The organism is Flagellimonas alvinocaridis, assembly GCF_004916895.1.
Lineage (GTDB): Bacteria > Bacteroidota > Bacteroidia > Flavobacteriales > Flavobacteriaceae > Flagellimonas > Flagellimonas alvinocaridis.
In genome coordinates this window covers 1119667-1139945 of sequence record NZ_SNTZ01000001.1, presented here as the reverse complement: position 1 = coordinate 1139945, position 20279 = coordinate 1119667, and the positions used below count along the sequence as shown (strand labels likewise).

17 protein-coding genes are annotated in these 20279 nt (G+C 44.2%); 7 read left to right on the top strand and 10 right to left on the bottom strand.

All coding sequences use genetic code 11. The features are described from left to right. Positions 1 to 15: 15 nt before the first annotated feature. From porL to EZV76_RS05110, 5 genes are all read right to left on the bottom strand, one after another. On the bottom strand, positions 16 to 672 hold the full coding sequence (gene porL, locus EZV76_RS05130; RefSeq protein ID WP_136565488.1) for a type IX secretion system motor protein PorL/GldL: 657 nt from the start codon (positions 670 to 672) through the stop codon (positions 16 to 18). Between the two features lie 72 nt (positions 673 to 744). Then, positions 745 to 2124 carry a T9SS ring complex lipoprotein PorK/GldK gene (gene porK / locus EZV76_RS05125; protein WP_136565487.1) on the bottom strand — a complete coding sequence of 460 codons (1380 nt, stop codon included), beginning with the start codon at positions 2122 to 2124 and terminating at the stop codon, positions 745 to 747. Between the two features lie 120 nt (positions 2125 to 2244). Next, entirely contained in the window at positions 2245 to 3402 is a 1158-nt protein-coding gene (locus EZV76_RS05120) for a formimidoylglutamase (protein WP_136565486.1), read from the bottom strand. A 1-nt stretch (position 3403) separates the two neighbouring features. Further along, positions 3404 to 5887, bottom strand: a complete 2484-nt coding sequence (gene topA, locus EZV76_RS05115; RefSeq protein WP_136565485.1) for a type I DNA topoisomerase — start codon at positions 5885 to 5887, stop codon at positions 3404 to 3406. Positions 5888 to 6006: 119 nt separating this feature from the next. After that, on the bottom strand, positions 6007 to 7263 hold the full coding sequence (locus EZV76_RS05110) for an LVIVD repeat-containing protein (protein ID WP_136565484.1): 1257 nt from the start codon (positions 7261 to 7263) through the stop codon (positions 6007 to 6009). Between the two features lie 139 nt (positions 7264 to 7402). Between EZV76_RS05110 and miaB the strand changes: the two genes are divergently transcribed. The 7 genes from miaB (at position 7403) to groL (ending at position 14045) form a co-directional block, all read left to right on the top strand. Continuing rightward, positions 7403 to 8866, top strand: a complete 1464-nt coding sequence (gene miaB, locus EZV76_RS05105; protein WP_136565483.1) for a tRNA (N6-isopentenyl adenosine(37)-C2)-methylthiotransferase MiaB — start codon at positions 7403 to 7405, stop codon at positions 8864 to 8866. Positions 8867 to 8869: 3 nt separating this feature from the next. Beyond that, the gene (locus EZV76_RS05100; RefSeq protein ID WP_136565482.1) at positions 8870 to 10141 is read left to right on the top strand and encodes a sigma-54 interaction domain-containing protein; all 1272 of its coding nucleotides are present in this window, start codon (positions 8870 to 8872) and stop codon (positions 10139 to 10141) included. Between the two features lie 31 nt (positions 10142 to 10172). Further along, positions 10173 to 10691 (top strand): LptE family protein, encoded by a 519-nt coding sequence (locus EZV76_RS05095; RefSeq protein ID WP_136565481.1) that lies wholly within the window; start codon positions 10173 to 10175, stop codon positions 10689 to 10691. Between the two features lie 5 nt (positions 10692 to 10696). Further along, entirely contained in the window at positions 10697 to 11593 is an 897-nt protein-coding gene (locus tag EZV76_RS05090) for a DUF8458 domain-containing protein (RefSeq protein ID WP_136565480.1), read from the top strand. 7 nt (positions 11594 to 11600) lie between these two features. Further along, the gene (gene secG, locus EZV76_RS05085) at positions 11601 to 11969 is read left to right on the top strand and encodes a preprotein translocase subunit SecG (RefSeq protein WP_136565479.1); all 369 of its coding nucleotides are present in this window, start codon (positions 11601 to 11603) and stop codon (positions 11967 to 11969) included. Positions 11970 to 12113: 144 nt separating this feature from the next. Then, entirely contained in the window at positions 12114 to 12392 is a 279-nt protein-coding gene (locus tag EZV76_RS05080; RefSeq protein ID WP_116216218.1) for a co-chaperone GroES, read from the top strand. 21 nt (positions 12393 to 12413) lie between these two features. After that, a complete protein-coding gene (groL, locus tag EZV76_RS05075) occupies positions 12414 to 14045 on the top strand; it encodes a chaperonin GroEL (RefSeq protein ID WP_129653473.1) in 1632 nt (543 codons plus the stop codon). 301 nt (positions 14046 to 14346) lie between these two features. On the opposite strand, the gene EZV76_RS05070 is transcribed toward groL, so the two are convergent. The 5 genes from EZV76_RS05070 to EZV76_RS05050 all read right to left on the bottom strand — a co-directional run bounded on the left by EZV76_RS05070 (position 14347) and on the right by EZV76_RS05050 (position 20271). Then, positions 14347 to 16080 carry an efflux RND transporter periplasmic adaptor subunit gene (locus EZV76_RS05070; RefSeq protein WP_136565478.1) on the bottom strand — a complete coding sequence of 578 codons (1734 nt, stop codon included), beginning with the start codon at positions 16078 to 16080 and terminating at the stop codon, positions 14347 to 14349. 1 nt (position 16081) lies between these two features. Then, complete coding sequence (locus tag EZV76_RS05065) at positions 16082 to 16792, bottom strand: PepSY domain-containing protein (RefSeq protein ID WP_136565477.1); 711 nt, start codon at positions 16790 to 16792, stop codon at positions 16082 to 16084. Between the two features lie 3 nt (positions 16793 to 16795). Next, positions 16796 to 19291 carry a heavy metal translocating P-type ATPase gene (locus EZV76_RS05060; protein WP_136565476.1) on the bottom strand — a complete coding sequence of 832 codons (2496 nt, stop codon included), beginning with the start codon at positions 19289 to 19291 and terminating at the stop codon, positions 16796 to 16798. 67 nt (positions 19292 to 19358) lie between these two features. Then, positions 19359 to 19910, bottom strand: coding sequence for a helix-turn-helix domain-containing protein (locus tag EZV76_RS05055; RefSeq protein ID WP_136565475.1), 552 nt, complete (start codon positions 19908 to 19910; stop codon positions 19359 to 19361). Positions 19911 to 19935: 25 nt separating this feature from the next. Further along, on the bottom strand, positions 19936 to 20271 hold the full coding sequence (locus EZV76_RS05050; RefSeq protein WP_136565474.1) for a heavy metal-binding domain-containing protein: 336 nt from the start codon (positions 20269 to 20271) through the stop codon (positions 19936 to 19938). Between the last annotated feature and the right edge of the window lie 8 nt (positions 20272 to 20279).

The following is a 20279-nucleotide window of genomic DNA, read 5'->3' as shown; positions in this document are numbered from 1 at the left end:
TAATCGATATCCTAATTAGTTTTTGCTACCCATGGCGGAAAGCATACCTCCATATACTCCATTCAAGGAGGAAAGGTTGGTGGCCAAAGACTCCATTTGGTCTTTCAGGGCTCCTGCATTCTGAACTACTTCCTCATTGATGGAGGCTTGTCTGCTAGCGCTTTCCAACTGTACTTTGTACAAGCTGTTCAAAGACTCCATTTGGGCAGCGGCGTGGGACAATTCCTCAGAATACTTTTTAGTGTGTTGAATTGCATCTGTGGTTGGAGTGATATTCTTGGCAGCACCTTCAAAACTCTTGATGCTCTCACCCAAATTGGAGAAAAGCTCAGAATCGATTTTGGCTTCCTTAAGAAGGTCATCCAATTTTCTGGAAAGAAGTCCTTCTGCTTCTTGGGCATCTTTAGCATCTTGCTTTTTGGATGCGCTCTGCTGACCACCGGCCAACTCTGGGTACACCAAGGACCAATCGTATTCATCGTCCACAGGTTCAAATGCACTGATAGCGAAGATCAATGCTTCAGTAATAAGACCTACCGCAAGAAGAAGTCCACCTGTAAGGGGTCCAAACTCCCAGTGAAGGATCTTGAACAATGCACCAATGATTACCACCGATGCTCCAAGCCCGTAGGCCATGTTAAACAGCTTTTTTGTTGATTTTGACTGTGCCATAATTCTAGTTTTAATTAAGTTATATAAATAAGTATTTGGTTACTGGTTTATTTATATAATGTTCTCTCGTTGTTAAAGTCCGCTTCTGCTTCCGTTGGTAGAATCTTCCTCTCCCATATAATCCTGTACGGTCCTGAAACCAATGTAGCTTCTTGCGGAATCCTGATATTCATAATCCCTTGTACTTACTTGTAGGAAGTACGCAACATCTTTCCAAGATCCACCACGGATCACTTTTCTTTGGTTCTGTCCTGAACCTACGTTGGGGTTCATGGTAGACAGGTATTCATAGGCTCCTTGATCAAAGCTGGAGCTGGTCCATTCCGATACGTTACCAGCCATATTGTACAGGTTATAGTCATTTGGTTCAAATGATTTGGCCTCTACGGTGTACAAAGCGGCATCGGCTGCATAATCTCCACGCTGTGGCTTAAAGTTGGCCATAAAACATCCCGTGTCACTGATCACATATGGACCACCCCATGGGTATGTGCCTCCTTCAATACCGCCACGGGCAGCATATTCCCATTCAGCTTCGGTAGGCAATCGGAACTGGTTCACGAACTGCTTCCCTCTACTTTTCTGATCATCGTTCTTAAACTTGGTCCTCCAATTACAGAAGGCCTTGGCTTGCATCCAGTTTACCCCAACAACAGGATAATCACTGTAGGCATCGTGCCAAAAATAATCGTTGTGCATGGGCTCGTTGTAGGAATATTCAAAATCCCTGATCCACACTGTGGTATCTGGATAGATTTCCAATTCTTCATGCTTGATAAAATCTTTTCTGCTTCCGGTCTTTGCACGGGCAGCAGCTTCAATGTCCATCCAACTGTATTTATACTTCAGTTTGGTAACATCTATGGACCGGAGACCATTATAGCTTTCCTCTTCAGGAAGATAGATGGAATCCATTACTTCGGCATAATACTCATCTGGATACTCTGAAGTATCCCATACCAAATCCGCATCTTTGTTCAATGCGCGTCCTTCGTAACCGGTTTCCCCCAGACCTGCATAATTGTCCAACATGTATTTGTCATACACGGAAAGGTCAGTGGTATCCGTATCCTTAAAAGCATACTCCCCTATACCTTCGTCTTCCGGGCTAATGCCCAATTCGTCGGCCAATATGGCCAATCTGGTCCGTACAATGGAATCCTTTACCCACTCCACAAACTGACGGTACTCACTATTGGTGATTTCCGTATCATCCATATAAAAAGAACGTACGGTAACCGTTCTTGTGGGGGCATTCAATACTTTGGCCTGATCTTCTTCGGCCTTACCCATAACAAAGGCACCTCGTGGAATCAATTCCATTCCATAGGGTTTCTCTGGATGCCATTTTTTCCCTGGGGCCCCAACTAGTTCACCTTTTGACCTTGATTTAGAGCCGCAACTGCTAAGCAAAAAAACAAGTACTATAGATGAAATGAATAGCTTTCTCATACTTTAGGTTAAATTTTCGATTCAAGATTATAAACGGTGCTACACAAATTCATTACTCTCAAAACTAATTTTTGAATAATTTATTGTGTAAGAACAGTCAATGCTTAAAATTTAATTTGTTTAGTTAAAGCCCTTTCTGTAGGCCTTGAACCACCTTTCGGGGATGTTCTGGTTGCAAGCATCCAAATAGTCCCCTTCGGTGCAAGGTAATAACGCCACCGAATTTGTTTTAGTATGTTGTGGTAAAATTGATGGTACTTCAACCCACCAGCGTTCGGTAACATGGCTTTTGTAAAAGACCAGCTCCTCTGTATCAGTGGGTACCGTAAATTTGGTGAAATCTTCGCTTTTGGATGTTGGGGTTTCCTGTATCCTGAAACTTAGTCCTTCTATAAAATACCAGATGAGTTGGGCAATCATTTGAAAGGCTTGATGGGTATTCTCCCCTTCGTAGATGCCCAGCAGAGATACTCGATCGCTTATTCCGGCATACCGGGCTATGGCACAGATTTCCCTACCTGTGAAACCATTGGGCGAAAAGTTTTTATGCATGCCCATTTCGCTGGCCCTGATGGCGCGCAAATCTAAACTAACTATATCGCTGCTCCTTAAAATGGGTTCCGCCAATTCTATGTTCGATGTAATGTCTCCTAACCTATAGGCATCAAAAAATAGCCTTTCCATTAAATCTATTTCCTCTTGGGCGTTGAAATAACTCTGGTACCCAATATTGGAGAAATTGAAAAGATTATTGGGTTTATCCGTAATGATCCTGCTCATGTACGAATGCGAAGAAATAAGTTCATCGTCCTCCCCAAAGTCAAAACGGCTATCTATGGCAACCAAGTTCACCATGTCCCTGATCTTATCAAAGGCCCTATAGGTTGGCAGGGTAATATCTTGGGTATAGCCCAAGATTATAGGTATAATATTTTCCTCTAGGAGTCCAGCCACAATTTCCTTGACCACAAAATAAGTGTCTTCCACCGTCTCGCCTTCCTCCACATCGCCAATATCTATAATGGTAGAGTTCCAATTCCCCATCATAAGACGGTACAACTGTATTCGGATTTCCTCCAAATCCAATTCCTCCGTTTTTTTCTCAAAGGCATTTCTGGATTCCTTCACGCCAAAAATGGCGACATCGGCATGGGCAAATACTGGCAGCCCATCTTTTTCGGTATGCATGTGGATGTTCTTACCCAGTGCCTGTGGCGGCAATAATTCTGAATAGGCCAATACCTTGTCCTTGACGGGGACCAAAAAATCGAATGCCATACTATTTCTTAGCTTTTGCTTTGGCTTTTTTCTTAGGTGATTTTTTTTCCAAAAGGGCCTGGGCTTCTTCCAAAGAGATTTTTGTGGCATCCACATCCTTGGCAAGTTCCACTTTTATTTTTCCCTTGATAATATTGTGCCTTCCCCATCTGGCCTTCTCAATACGTATTTTTTCTTCAGGCCACTCTTGTACCAGCTTTTCGGCTTCTTTCTTCTTTTTATCCTCAATGAGCTCCTCTATATCGGATTGGGAAAGGTTGTCAAAATCGTATTTTTTGTTCACATTGATGAAGATTCCGTTCCATTTTATAAACGGTCCAAACCTACCCTTACCCTTGGTCACTTCCATTCCTTCATACGAGGCAATGGGTGCATCGGCTTTTTCTTTTTCCTTGATCAATTCAATGGCGCGATCCAAATCTACATCAAAGGCACTTTCTCCTTGGGCCAGGGAAATGAATTTTTTTCCAAAGCGCACATACGGACCATATCGGCCTACATTGGCCTCTATTTCCTCTCCTTTATACTCACCCAATTTGCGAGGCAATTGAAAAAGTTCCATGGCCTCTTCAAAGGTAATGGTGTTGATGGATTGGTCCGGCAACAAACTGGCAAAGAGCGGTTTTTCCTCTTCGTCCACCGTTCCAATTTGAACCATTGGTCCAAAACGGCCCAATCTGGCGGCTACCTGACGTCCTGTTTTGGGGTCGGTTCCCAAAATGCGTTCTCCGCTGGCACGATCGGCATTTTCCTCAACTTCCACAACATTGGGATGAAAATCTTTGTAGAAGGACTTCATCATTTCTTGCCAGTCTTCTTCACCTGCAGCAATCTCATCAAAATCCTCTTCTACCTGGGCAGTAAAGTTGTAATCAAGGATTTTGGTGAAATGGCTCACCAAGAAATCGTTTACGATCATTCCAATATCCGTGGGCACCAATTTTCCCTTATCGGAGCCTACCATCTCAGAAAGTCCTTTTTCTGATATTTTCCCATCTTCCAAAACCAACTGAACATACTTTCTTTCTGTTCCTTCCACCGTTCCTTTTTCAATATATCCCCTGTTCTGAATGGTAGAAATGGTTGGCGCATAGGTAGATGGCCTTCCAATTCCCAATTCTTCCAATTTCTTCACCAAGGAAGCTTCGGAGTAGCGGTACGGTGCCCGGGTAAACCGTTCCGTGGCCGTTATGAATACATTTTGCAAGGCCTCCCCAATCTGCATGGCTGGAAGCATCCCTTCCTGCTCCTCTGCAATATCTTCATCATCCGTGCCTTCCAAGTATACCTTAAGAAAACCATCAAATTTGACCACTTCTCCGTTGGCCGTAAACTCTTCCGTATGGGAACTGGCTTTTATTTTCACATTGGTACGCTCCAATTGCGCATCGCTCATCTGCGAAGCCAAGGTTCTTTTCCATATAAGCTCGTAGAGCTTGGCCTGATCCCGCTCCAAAGAAGGGGATTGTAGTTTCATGTCTGTAGGGCGTACCGCTTCGTGCGCTTCTTGGGCACCTTTGGATTTGCCTGTATAGTTTCGCACTTGACTATATTCTTTACCGTAGTTTTGAACGATAGCCTCCTTAGCGGCACCCAAAGCCTCATTGGACAAGTTTACACTATCCGTTCTCATGTAAGTAATGAGTCCTGCTTCGTATAAACGTTGGGCCACTTGCATGGTACGGCTCACCGAAAAATATAATTTACGTGAAGCTTCCTGCTGCAAGGTAGATGTGGTAAATGGGGGAGCTGGGGATTTCTTGGCCGGTTTTTTATCCAGATTGGCCACTGAAAAATCTGCCCCAATATTTTTTTGAAGAAAGTTTTCGGCTTCTGCTTTGGAGGAAAACGTCTTATTGAGTCTGGCAGAAAACATATTGCCATCGCCAGTCTTGAAATCGGCCTTTATCCTGAAAGAAGCTTCCGGGGTAAAACCGTCTATCTCCCGTTCCCGTTCCACGATCAACCGTACGGCAACGGATTGCACCCGCCCAGCGGAAAGTCCCGGCTTTATTTTTTTCCAAAGTACCGGGGAAAGCTCATAGCCCACCAATCGGTCCAAAACCCTTCGGGCCTGTTGCGCATTTACCAAATTGTAATTAATGTCCCGTGGATTTTCAATGGCTTTTTGGATGGCAGACTTGGTTATCGAATTAAAAACAATACGCTTTGTTTTGTTCTTGTCCAATTTCAACTCCTCTGCCAAGTGCCATGAAATGGCTTCTCCCTCGCGGTCCTCATCACTGGCCAGCCATATGGTTTCTGCTTTTTGGGCGAGGTCCTTCAGTTTCTTTACCAAGGCCCTCTTTTCCTTATCTACGGTATATTTTGGCTTGAAATCATTTTCTACATCTACACCAAGTTCTTTGGACGGCAAATCTGCAATATGCCCAAAACTGGATTCAACTTGAAACTCTTTTCCTAAAAAACGTTCTATGGTCTTAGCCTTTGCGGGGGACTCTACAATAACTAAATTCTTTGGCATGCACTGGGTTTTGTGGTAACAAAAGTATGTCAAAATTTCGATTTTGAATTTTTTGTAAACCCATAGGCAAAAAAATATCCCGCTGAAAACGGGATATTTGACTTTAAAACGGTACTTTTTTATTTCAGCCCTATCTGGCTGATAAGCTTTATTCCGTCATCTAAATATTCATATTGATAGAGCACTTCATCTCCCACCATGATCAATTGGTTTTCTAACGGAATTACATCAAACGTAACAATATCTTCAAAATGATTTAACTGTTTCAAATCATTAATATCGGTCTTATCATAAACTTTAAGACCTGAATCACCATCGCAGACAAAAAGCTTTTCCCCCTTGATTCCCAACCCGTACGGACCATCCATAGGGTACGAGATTGCCAGTTCAGGACTTTCAATATTGGAAATATCCACAATAAAAAGACCACTCTCCGTAGCTCCGCACCAATTACCCCCACGCAGGGTAACATAAGCGTAGTTTCCATCAACTACTACGGGGTCACATGCCGTTCCATGCTCAAACTCGGAAACAAACTCTGGTTTTGCCGGATTGGTGATATCATAAATGTACATGCCGCGCATACTCCCCAAGAACAAATGGTTGTCCCTATTGAAAATGGTCTCGATATCGAACCCAGCGTATACATCTTCCAATTCTTTGGGGTTATCCAAATCTGAAATATTAAAAATATTGATGTTATGGTTGTCCACGGCATAAAGGTAGTCGGCCACAATCTTAAAACGGGCCAAAGAACCACCTTGACCTGACCCTCCATCATTGGCAGCTTCGGCAACTGCCACGTTATCAAAGAAAAAACCTCTTCCTATACCCTCTTCCACCTCGGAAATCAATCTTCGCTCCGTTATGGTTTCCCATCCGATCAGGATCTCCGTTTGGTAATCATAATCCTCATATTCAAAAATATCAGCTTCCATGGGCCAAAAAACATTGCTGTACAGAACATTTTCCAATCGGTTCACCTGCTTAATATTATTGATATCGGAAATATCGAGAACCACCAAATCCATAAGACTATCCGCATATAGGAAATCATCCTTTATAGAGATATCTACATTACCCGGAATCTTTATAAATCCGATTTTTACGGGTTGTTGTGGATTGGCATTGTTGATGACATGAATGCCTTGATGTTTGTCGTTGACAAAAATGTAATCCTTGTACGTATATATTTTTCCGGATTCATCTATGGGCCGTGGTGCAATGATATCAACACTGGCCGCAAATTCAGCTTGGCTCATCACAATGGGGCGGGCCACCAAGTACTCGGCATATTCGCCATTGGATTCATCATCGTCGCAGGCAACAAAAAATAATAGGGTCAAGGAAACTAGAAACAGAATTTTCTTTTTCATGGGTGATGCAGTTTTTTGGTAGATTACAATTCCTAGATAAAAAATAGCGGATGTCGTTGCTTGAATTTTGGTTAAAATTTAACTGCCAAATTGTCACTAAACTGGAATAAGCACTATCTTTGCAGACTATTGCATCACAATGACAAAGGACGAAACCGTAGAGAAAATAATAGATGAAAGCCAACAGGGAAGTACATTGGCCATCGAAAAAAATGCAAAGAATACCCGTAAACTTTATATAGAAAGTTACGGATGCCAGATGAACTTTTCGGACAGTGAGATTGTAGCTTCCATTTTGGCCAAGGAAGGTTTCAACACAACCCAGGAGCTCGAAGAAGCTGATTTGGTACTCGTGAATACCTGCTCCATCCGTGAAAAGGCGGAACAAACTGTTCGCAAACGCTTGGAAAAGTTCAATGCTGTAAAAAGGACCAACCCTGGAATGAAAGTAGGGGTCTTGGGCTGTATGGCCGAACGTTTGAAAAGCAAATTCCTTGAAGAGGAAAAAATAGTGGATATGGTAGTGGGACCTGATGCCTACAAAGATCTTCCAAACCTTATCCAAGAAATTGACGAAGGCCGTAACGCCGTAAACGTTATCCTATCCAAAGACGAAACCTATGGCGATGTGGCGCCGGTCCGGTTGAACTCCAATGGTGTGAGCGCCTTTGTATCCATTACCCGTGGCTGTGACAACATGTGCACCTTCTGTGTGGTCCCCTTTACCCGCGGACGGGAACGTAGTCGTGACCCCCAATCCATTTTGGAGGAAGTGAACGACCTTTGGGAAAGAGGCTTTAGGGAAATCACCCTTTTGGGCCAAAATGTGGACAGCTACCTTTGGTATGGTGGCGGACTCAAAAAAGATTTCGATAAGGCTTCCGAGATGCAAAAGGCCACTTCGGTGAATTTTGCGAAGCTTTTGGAGCTTGTGGCCTTGGCCCAGCCCAAAATGCGAATCCGCTTTTCCACATCAAATCCGCAGGATATGACCTTGGACGTCATCGAGGCCATGGCCAAATATGAAAACATCTGCAAGTACATCCACCTTCCGGTACAAAGTGGCAGCAATCGTATTTTACAAGCGATGAATCGTTTGCATACCCGTGAGGAATATTTTGAGCTTATTGACAATATTAAAAACATCATCCCCGATTGTGCCATTAGTCAGGATATGATCACCGGTTTCCCTACAGAGACCGAAGAGGACCATCAAGATACCTTGAGCCTCATGGAGTATGTAAAGTATGATTTTGGTTTCATGTTTGCCTATTCCGAACGGCCCGGAACCTTGGCCGAAAGAAAGATGGAAGATGACATTCCTGAAGCCATTAAGAAAAGACGCCTCACGGAAATCATCGAACTGCAACAAAAGCATAGCCATTACCGTACCCAGCAACATGTAGGCAAAATTGAGGAAGTCCTTATTGAGGGTCCGTCCAAAAAATCCGATGCCCACTGGATGGGTCGGAATTCACAAAACACCGTTGTGGTCTTTCCAAAGGAAAACTACCAAGTGGGCGATTTTGTGAATGTACAAATCAATGATTGCACCTCGGCCACACTCCTTGGAGAGGCCTTGGAATACTCAAAGAACAACTAATATATGGAGAGCGTTCAATCCATTAAACAACGGTTTGAGCTCATTGGCAATGACGTCAAGCTAAACCGTGCCATAGAAAAGGCTATTCAAGTAGCTCCCACGGACATATCGGTTTTGGTGACCGGGGAAAGTGGTGTGGGAAAAGAGGCCATCCCCAAGATCATCCATTCCCTATCACACCGAAAACATGCCAAATATATTGCCGTAAACTGTGGGGCCATCCCGGAAGGAACCATAGACAGTGAGCTATTTGGCCACGAGAAAGGAGCCTTTACCGGGGCTACCCAAACCCGAAGCGGATATTTTGAAGTGGCCGATGGTGGAACCATCTTCTTGGACGAGGTGGGTGAACTTCCACTTACCACACAGGTACGGTTGCTCCGTGTCTTGGAAAATGGTGAGTTTTTAAAAGTGGGATCTTCCCAGGTTCAAAAAACGGATGTTAGAATTGTGGCCGCTACCAACATCAACATGTTCGAGGCCATTAAAAAAGAAAAGTTCAGGGAAGACCTCTACTATCGATTAAGCACCGTTGAAATCGCAATTCCCCCCCTTCGGGAACGCAGGGACGACATTCATTTGCTGTTTAGAAAGTTTGCCTCGGATTTTGGGCAGAAGTACAAAATGCCCACCATCCGTTTAGAGGATGATGCGGTTCAATTATTGTTGAAATACCGTTGGCCGGGCAACATCAGACAATTGCGGAACATTGCAGAACAGATTTCGGTATTGGAAGAGAACAGGAACATTTCTGCGGCAACCTTAAACAGCTACCTGCCCAGTTCCAGTGGCTCCAATTTACCCGCCGTGGTGGGTCAGACTAAAAAAGAAGGTGACTTCAGCAACGAAAGGGAAATTCTGTACAAGGTTTTGTTTGATATGAAAAGTGACCTCAATGATTTGAAAAAACTGACCTTGGAACTTTTGAAAAACGATACTTCTGAAAAGGTCCAGGAGGAAAATGAAACCCTGATCCGCAAAATTTATGGAGGTAAGGAAGAGGAATTTGAGCAGGAAGACGATACTATGGCCGAAGTATTACATCTTCCTGAGCCCACTGTGGAAAAACCCATGGTAGTGACCCAATCCCCAGAAGACCGGTACCATTTTGCCGAGGAGATCGAAGAAGAAGAAACCCTATCTTTACAGGAAAAGGAAATAGAACTTATTAGGAAATCATTGGAACGCAATCGTGGAAAACGCAAAGCCGCGGCTGCCGAATTGGGCATTTCTGAACGGACTCTATACCGAAAGATAAAACAATACGATCTATAATACTCCAAGTTTAAAATTTGAATTGATATACATGAAGAAAAATGGTTTTAAAATTGGACTTTTAGGGTTTATTCTCAGTCTTTATAGTTGTGGAGCCTATAATTTTTCGGGAGCAGATATTGGGACGGCCACTAGTTTTCAGGTCAACTTTTTCCAGAATTATGCCGACCAAAGCCCCGGTTCCACCATTGTGCCCGGATTGGATCGCGATTTTACCTTGGCACTTCAGGATATGATCAACAACCTCACCAGCCTATCTCTCACCGGCAGCAACGGCGATCTTTTGTACGAAGGTGAAATTGTGGAGTACAAGGTCATCCCCATGACGGCAACCTCCGACCAGAGAACGGCCCAAAACCGATTGACCATGAGCGTAAATGTACGGTTTTACAACACCACAAAGGATGATGCTGATTTTGAACGTCGATTTTCATTTTTCTATGATTTTGATGCCGCTGCTTCATTGACAGCAATCCAAGCAGCCGCACACGAAGAAATTTTTGAACGCCTTACCCAGGATATTTTTAATGCATCCTTAGGAAATTGGTAATGATTATGAACGTATCGGATTTTATACATATTCTTCAAAAGTCCAACACCATCCTGTCCCCAAAACAGACGAGGGAATTGGAGGACATTATTGAGGAGTATCCCTATTTTCAAGCCGCACGGGCACTGCACTTGAAGGGGCTTAAAAATCTGGACAGCTATAAATATAACGGAGCACTAAAAGTGGCCGCGGCCCATACGGCGGACCGTGAAGTACTATTTGATTACATTACATCCCAGGAATTTGTACAGAACAATATTGCCGACACCATTGCCGGAAGAGGCAGCAAACTGGAAGATCAAAATGCCGTTTCGGAGGAAATTGAACCCAGTGAGACTGTGAAAGCCATGCTGGTGGATGCCGAAGAAGTAGCCTTGCCCCAAAACCTTCAGGATGCCGAACAAATATTGAATCCGGCCCTATTCAAATCCAAAACCCCCGAAGAACCTGTTTCGGAAGAAATCAAGAAGGAAGATCCCACTCCAGAGGTCGAACTGCAATTGGGCAAACCCATCCCCTTTACCAAAAAAGAAAAGCATTCCTTTACCGAATGGCTCAAATTGACCTCCAAGCATGAGCAGGAAGCATCCCAAGATGAGCAGGAGATCATGGAAGAGTTGGAAAAAAAGAAAAAATTTGAGCTATTGGACAAGTTCATCGAGAACAATCCAAAAATAGTACCCCAAGAAAACACCAATCCCAAGGTAAATATCAAAGAATCTACCAAGTTCGATAAAAATGAACTGATGACAGAGACTTTGGCCAAGGTGTATTTGGAACAAAAAAAGTACAAAAAGGCCATTCAAGCCTTTAAAATATTGAGTTTGAAATATCCAGAAAAAAGTGGTTTCTTTGCAGACCAAATTCGGGCGGTGAAGAAGCTGCAAAAAGAAAAAGAATAAGATAGTAATGAGCACGTTTACAATTTTTTTGATATTGATTATCGTCGTGTGCCTTTTGTTGGTATTGGTCATCATGGTCCAAAATCCAAAAGGTGGCGGTCTTTCCTCTTCTTTTGGAGGAGGTGGTACCCAAGTTGTTGGTGGTGTAAAAAAGACAGGGGATTTCTTGGACAAAAGTACTTGGACCCTTGCCACTTTATTGGTTGTTTTGATTTTGCTTTCCAATGTTTCCCTAAAGGGAAGCTATAGCCAAGCAGACTCAAAACTTCTACAGGGTGACGGAACTGAAACTACAGTTCCTGAAGCACTTCCAGAAGAAGTTCCAGAGCAGGTTCCTGCGGCGGATACCACAAATCCCGCTGACACGATCAACTAAGAACAATGACAACAGATACAAAAATGCCAGCTTGAATGACAAGCTGGCATTTTTGTTTTCCATAATGTCAGTTTTTGGGCAATGGCATAATTTCTGCCCCAATATTTCGAGAATTTTAAAAACAAATACCTAAAAAGTAAAAATATGGCTAAAGTAAGCATCAAACCATTGGCAGATCGGGTCCTCATCGAGCCTCTTCAGGCTGAGACCAAAACTGCCTCCGGTATCATCATCCCGGACAACGCAAAGGAAAAACCTCAAAAAGGCAATGTAGTTGCTGTTGGTCCTGGTACCAAGGATGAAAAAGTGACCGTAAAGGTTGGAGATACCGTACTCTATGGAAAATATGCCGGAACCGAACTTAAATTGGACGGAACGGATTATTTGATCATGCGCGAGAGTGATATTTTGGCAATTGTTTAATTAAAAATCAACTAAAAAGAAATGGCAAAAGACATTAAGTTTGATATAGATGCACGTGACGGCTTGAAACGAGGCGTTGATAAATTGGCCGAAGCCGTTAAAGTTACCTTGGGTCCCAAGGGAAGAAACGTGATCATCAGTAAATCCTTTGGCGCTCCCCAAGTGACCAAGGATGGTGTATCCGTAGCAAAAGAAATTGAATTGGAGGACGCCCTAGAGGATATGGGTGCCCAAATGGTGAAGGAAGTTGCTTCCAAAACCAATGACCAAGCCGGTGATGGTACCACTACCGCCACTGTTTTGGCCCAAGCAATTGTAAAAGAAGGTTTGAAAAACGTTGCTGCCGGCGCCAATCCCATGGATTTGAAACGTGGTATTGACAAAGCCGTTGAGGCTTTAGTAGCCGATTTGGAAAAACAAGCCAAAAAAGTAGGTAGCGATACCGACAAGATAAAGCAGGTTGCCGCTATTTCTTCCAACAATGACGATACCATTGGCGACCTTATCGCCACTGCTTTTGAAAAAGTAGGTAAAGAAGGTGTCATCACTGTGGAAGAAGCCAAAGGTACCGATACTTATGTAGATGTCGTAGAGGGAATGCAGTTTGACCGAGGTTATCTTTCTCCTTACTTCGTGACCGATACTGACAAAATGATTGCCGATTTGGAGAGTCCTTATATTCTTCTTTTCGATAAAAAAATCTCCAACCTACAGGAAATCCTTCCTATTCTTGAGCCCGTTGCGCAATCAGGAAGACCGTTGTTGATCATTGCCGAGGATGTTGAAGGACAAGCTTTGGCCACTTTGGTAGTGAACAAATTGAGAGGTGGTCTTAAAATTGCCGCTGTGAAGGCTCCTGGATTCGGGGACAGAAGAAAAGCCATGTTGGAAGACATCGCCATCTTGACCGGAGGTACCGTTATCTCTGAAGAAAGAGGTTTCTCTTTGGAAAATGCTTCTTTGGATATGTTGGGTACTGCCGAGACCGTAACCATCGATAAGGACAATACCACTATTGTAAACGGTTCAGGAAAAGCGACTGACATCAAAGCTAGAGTAAACCAAATCAAGGCGCAAATCGAGACTACAACCTCAGATTACGACAAGGAAAAATTGCAAGAGCGTTTGGCCAAATTGGCTGGCGGTGTTGCGGTATTGTACGTAGGTGCTGCCTCTGAAGTGGAAATGAAAGAGAAGAAAGACCGTGTGGACGATGCTTTGCATGCTACCCGCGCCGCCGTTGAAGAAGGCATCGTTGCCGGAGGTGGTGTTGCTTTGGTTCGTGCTAAGAAAGTCCTTGAGAAATTGGAAACCGAATCTTTGGACGAAACCACTGGGGTTCAGATCGTGGCCAAGGCCATTGAGGCTCCATTGCGTACCATCGTTGAAAACGCTGGAGGTGAAGGTTCTGTTGTAATTTCCAAGGTTTTGGAAGGCAAGAAAGACTTTGGTTACGATGCCAAGGCCGATCAATATGTTGACATGTTGAAAGCTGGAATCATCGACCCTAAGAAAGTGACCCGTATCGCTTTGGAAAATGCCGCTTCGGTTGCAGGTATGATCTTGACCACTGAGTGTGCATTGACCGACATCAAGGAAGATACTCCTGCCGGACCTCCAATGGGTGGTGGCGGAATGCCAGGAATGATGTAATATCCAATAGGATTTAAAATAGGAACGCCCTGATTTTCATCAGGGCGTTTTTCTTTCTTTTCAGTTATGGCCCTTTGGGCCAAAAAACCACAAGTTACTTCTTCTTACCAGTAGCTTGGGTAGTCTTCTTGGCATTGCTTTTTACAGCTTTGGCAGGAGATGACTTTCCAGTTGACTTCGCTTGTTTCATGAGTCAATAAATTAAAAACTGAAGTAAATGTATATCAGTTTTCAATTCCATGATTTTTATTGGCTAAATATTAACTAAACTTGAGGTAAGATATTTTTTAGTATTTGATTATCAGTTTATTACACTAACCGTGCTTCCACATTTCAACATGGCCTCGCCGTAATATGGGTTCTTGATTTCCTCCTCTAGACTCAACCAATTTGCCCCTTTGCTTTTGTTGGCCATAGGACATTGTTGTACATACAGCTTCTTGCTCATTCCTGTTATCCCATTTCCAATCAGTATCATGTTTTCCGACAATTGGACAAAATGATCTCGCTGGCTGTCCAACGAACTTTCCGAAGCAATAGTCGCAAATTGATTCCCAATCTTCGAAAAATGAATCTTTGTCTTTTCATCCATTTCCATGGCAGCAATTTGTTTGGCTTTCTCCATCCCCTCACGGGCAAATTGTTGTACCTGTTCCATATTGGAAGCCACCAAGGCATCTTTTAGTTTAAGATACGGATCCAACAATAAGTCAAATGCCGTCTTGGCTTCTTTTGAGATTTCCATATCCATTTGCATTCCAGCTCCATGTCCTTCATGTCCGGTTATGGTTCTTCCCCCGCTTTTATTCATCATGGATTTTTTCCCTTGAAGTTGTGCAGCCGCATCCACGGTGAAGGCACCCTTGGCGACTACCTCCTCACCTGAATTCAATCCAGAAACCACCACATAATTCCCATTGACCAAATTTCCCAAGGTCACTTCGCGCATCTCAAAAATCCCTTCTTCGGAATCTGGCTTTACATAAACAACAGAGCGTTCCCCAGTCCAAAGAATTGCACTTTCCGGAACGGTAAGGGCTTCCGTTTCGGTATCGTTCTCCAATTGGATTTCGGCAGTGACAAACATCCCTGGCTTCAGCAATCCTTTTCTGTTATCCAGATTCGCACGCACCTCAAGGGTCCTGGTGGAACTGTTCAGCAAGGGATCCACAAAAGAAATCTTTGCATTAAAAGCTTCATTGGGGTACGATTTTGTTCGTACCTCAATGCTTTGTCCTTTCTTAAGAAGTGACAATTGGTTCTCGTAAGCATCGAACACGGCCCAAACCGAATTTAAATTGGCCACTTTCACCAAGGGTGAGCCAGTGCTTATATAATCCCCTTCTTCGACCATGATTTCCGAAACCACTCCCGAAACATTGGCATATACCGGGAAATTCTCACGTACCTTTCCGGAACTTTCAATTTCATTGATTTGATTTTCAGAAAGTTTCCAAAAGGTAAGCTTGTTCCGAACCGCCGCATAAAGTGCTGGTTGGGAACCCTTCAAATTCGCCGCAGTGATCAACTCTTGTTGTGCGGCTACCAGCTCGGGAGAGTAAATGGTGGCCAGTTGTTGCCCCCTTCGCACCTCTTCCCCTTCAAAATTGATGTTGAGCCTTTCTATCCTCCCATTAAAGTAGGCCGATTGCACGGCATCCGCCTCTTGGTTGACGGCCACTTTTCCAGAGAGTTTCACACTACCTTCCCCTGTCATCCCAGCACCCACGGTCACTGTTTCCACACCTGCGAGTGCCATGGCATTATTTGACATTCTTATCTGTCCCATGGCAAGGCCTTCATCTGAAGAGCTGGCCGGAATCAAATCCATACCACAGATAGGACAATCGCCAGGTTCCGGCTGCATGATCTGGGGATGCATGGAACAGGTCCACATTTGACCGGATGCCATTTCCTCGCTGTGATTATGTCCATCGGCAGAACCCTCATCACTAGCGTTTGAACCAAAAATCAGATATCCTAAAAGAAGTCCAACCACGGCTGCCACTACAACAAATACACTATTCTTTTTCATGCTATTTATTTTTTTGTTTAACCACTTTTCGAACGGATGGGGAAGACGTGAACCAAAGTAAGAAACCACTCAATACCGTAATCAGTCCCAATAAGGAAAATCCCCGGAGCAATAGGGTATTGAAATCATCCCGACCTTGATAGTCCATGGTATGTGTCATCCATAAAAAATCAAACCAACGCCAATCCCTGTGCCGTACCGTTTGAAATGCCCCATTGTTCAGAGCCACATAAGCCTTTAATTCTTCAGAAGTCTCGTACGAAATTTCATAGGCGGGCAAAGGTCTTCCTCGATACTCATGATGCGGCCCCACTTCATTGATCTGGACAATGGAACTGACCTTAAGGTCAGGGCGCATATGATCGGCCGCCACTTGTAAGGCCTCTTCTTCACTTACACTTTTCTTTTGTTCCCCGGTTTTGGCATTGAACAACTGTGCCCCATTGATCCAATAATAGGGTTGACCAGCAATCTCCAAAAGCTCCATGGAAGCTATCCCTTCAATACCGTTTAAGCTATCCGTTCCCAAAAGATTGGAAAAAGATGTGACTTTGGGCGGCATTTGTTTGAAATGATCTCCATGGATTTCATCAATGTCCGTCCAACTGAAATACATCCCACTGATGGTCCACATCAGGAATTGGATCCCCAAAAAGATACCCAAGTACCTGTGGGTCTTTCGAATTTTGATTGCTGTTTGTCGTTTTACCATTATTTAGTCGATTGATTTAGTTCGAAGTCTGAGTGCATTGGCAATGACCGATACGGAGCTAAAGCTCATGGCCAAGGCGGCTATCATGGGAGAGAGCAACAATCCAAAAAATGGATAGAGCACTCCCGCGGCGATAGGAACCCCCAAGGTGTTGTATACCAAGGCAAAGAACAGGTTTTGCTTGATATTACCCATGACGGCACCACTCAGGTTGAATGCTTTGACAATACCATGCAAATCTCCTTTTACCAGGGTAATGGAGGCACTTTCCATGGCCACATCGGTACCTGTTCCCATGGCAATCCCAACATCGCTTTTGGCCAATGCGGGGGCATCATTGATACCGTCTCCGGCCATGGCCACCACCCTACCTTGGGACTGCAGTTCCGATACTTTTTTAAGCTTGTCCTCGGGCAGCATGCCCGCTTCAAAGTCTGACAAATGAAGTTCATTGGCCACGGCTTGGGCGGTATCCCGGTTGTCCCCAGTTAGCATGATCACACTCACCCCTTTATCCTGCAATGCCTTGATGGCTTTTGCACTGGTTTTTTTGATACGATCTCCAATGACCACATAACCCACCGCTTTTCCATCGATGGTCAAATAGGAAACGGTCTTTCCTTGCTGTTGATAGGTTTTTACCTCAGCTTCCATCTTTTCAGACACCTCTATGTCCATTTCCTGCATCATCTTGTGATTACCCAGAGCAGTCTTCTTCCCATTTACGGTTCCTTGGACCCCTTTTCCGGTGACGGCTTCAAATCCATCAGCTTTTAAAAAATCAATATTCTTTTCTTTTCCGTAGTTCACAGTGGCCTGTGCCAAGGGATGCTCGCTAAGGTTGTTCAAGGAAACCATGTATTGCAGAACCGTGTTCTCATCATTATCACCGAATGTCCCAACTTTTTCAACGGTGGGTTTACCTTCGGTAATGGTTCCGGTCTTGTCCACAATAAGGGTATTCACCTTGTTCATTTTTTCCAATGCTTCGGCATTTTTGATCAAAACGCCATGTTGGGCCCCTTTTCCCACCCCCACCATAACGGACATTGGAGTGGCCAGCCCTAGGGCACAGGGACAGGCAATGATCAATACGGCAATGGCATTGACCAACGCATATACATAGGCAGGTTCAGGTCCCCAAATGGCCCAAACGCCAAAAGTGACCACGGCTATGGCCACCACAATGGGCACAAAATATCCAGATACGGTATCGGCCAATTTCTGAATAGGCGCCCTACTGCGGCTGGCATCGTTCACCATTTTTATGATTTGGGACAATAGGGTGTCCGACCCCACTTTTTCGGTTTTCATCAAGAAGGATGTATTCCCGTTGATGGTACCACTGCTTACCTTATCCCCTTTTTCCTTGTTCACAGGAATGGGTTCGCCCGTGATCATGGACTCATCTATGGCTGTCTGACCTTCCATCACCACGCCATCCACAGGAATCTTTTCCCCGGGCTTTACCCGCAAAATATCCCCTAACTGAATGTCATCGATATGTACTTCCTCCTCTTCTCCATTGATTACCCTGATTGCTTTGTTCGGGGCAAGCTTTAATAGCTCCTTTACGGCAGAATTGGTCTTGCTGTGGGCCCTGGCTTCCAATACCTGACCCAAAAGCACCAAGGTGAGAATGACCGTTGCGGCCTCAAAATACACGTGTACCGTACCCGCTTCCGTCTTGAACTGTTCCGGGAAGAAATCCGGAAAAAGCATCCCAAAAACACTAAAAGTCCATGCCACTCCAGCACCAATGCCAATGAGAGTGAACATGTTCAGGTTCCAAGTTTTTATGCTTCTGTAGGCCCGTTCAAAAAACATCCAAGTGGCATAAAAGACCACGGGCAGGGACAGAGCAAACTGCACCCAGTTCCAATATTTTTGTGATAAAATGGTGTACAATGGATTGTTGGGTACCATTTCACTCATGGCGATCAAAAAAATAGGCAGGGTAAATGCCAAGGCCAGCCAGAATTTTTTGATTAATTTTTTATACGTTTTCTCCTCTGCTGAAAGATCTGGCTTTTTGGGGACCAAATCCATCCCACAGATGGGGCAACTGCCCGGTTCGTCCCGAATAATTTCAGGGTGCATGGGGCAGGTCCATTGTTCCGAGGAGGGAGTGGACAAATTCTGTTCCTCCACCAAATCCATTCCACAGACCGGACAATCTCCGGGCTTATCATAGGTTTTGTCCCCCTCGCAATGCATAGGACAATAAAAGACCCCGGTTCCATTTTTTATCGCTTGCTTTTCCTTGGGTTTGGGTGGATGGTGATGACCGGGCATATGGATACTGTACCTGCCCCCATCCTTTTCCAAAGCTTGTTGAAACCGTTCCAGTGGAATATGCTCCTCCATGGTGATCACGGCTTCGGCCTTTTCCAAATTGACCTCAGCGGAAATCACCCCCTCAACCTCGGAAAGGGTTTTTTCCACATGGCCCCTACATCCGTTACAGGTCATTCCGTGTATGTGATAGGTGTGCTTCATTGTTTTTGTTTTTAAATCGAAACTACCGTATCCTCCGGTCAACTACTTTTACAATTTTGGTTAATTGTTATACAATTTGGTCCCAAGCCTTTCTGTCCCACTGCTGAAGTTTTTGATATTCCCCCATGGACATTCCTGTTATGGCCTTGAACTGTTTGGCCAAATGACTGCCACTAGCATAGTTTAGATCATAGGCAATCTCCGAAAAGGTTTTGTTGCCCATTTGAATCTGTTCCTTGGCCTTTTCAATTTTGAGCCTGATGAAAAACTTTTCAATGGTCATCCCCTCTGTGGCACTGAAGAGTTTACTCAGCACCGAATATTCCTTTTTCATTTTGTCGGACAGATACTCCGAGAGATTCCGGTCCACCCCATGGTTCAATGCCAGGAGCACATGCTTTTTGATTTCAGCAATGCGGGTGTCGTTTGGATTCTCAATCAGCTCAAACCCATTGCTGACCAAAATCTCCCGAATATCGTCCATGCGATGCGATGCATCATCCAAGAACTGGATCTCACCCAAATCCATTTTCACCACGGCAATGTCCGCCTTTTGAAACTCGTCTTTCAAAACGCTCTTGCAGCGGTCGCACACCATATTTTTGACTTTAATGATCATAATGGATGGGTAAAGTTCTTGAAGCTTAATTATGGGTATGCCCGTCCTTCATGTGCTCCGTATTCAAAACATAGGTCATGCCACAAACCGGACATTTCCCTTCTGTATCACTACCACTGCCTTCGCAGTGCATGGGACACACATAAGTAGATGTATACTCTTTGCCTTGCACATCCTTGGTTTCCATGTCGCCCATGTTATGATTTTCATGGTTCATGTTGTCCATATCATGCCCCTCATGGTCCATGGTCGCTTCGGTGGAAGCTTCCTTTGTCTCCTCTGTTTTTCCTTTACAAGATATGGTCAATACCAATGCTGATGCAAATGCGATTCCGATAATTGTTCTGATGTTTGTTCTCATTTTTGTTA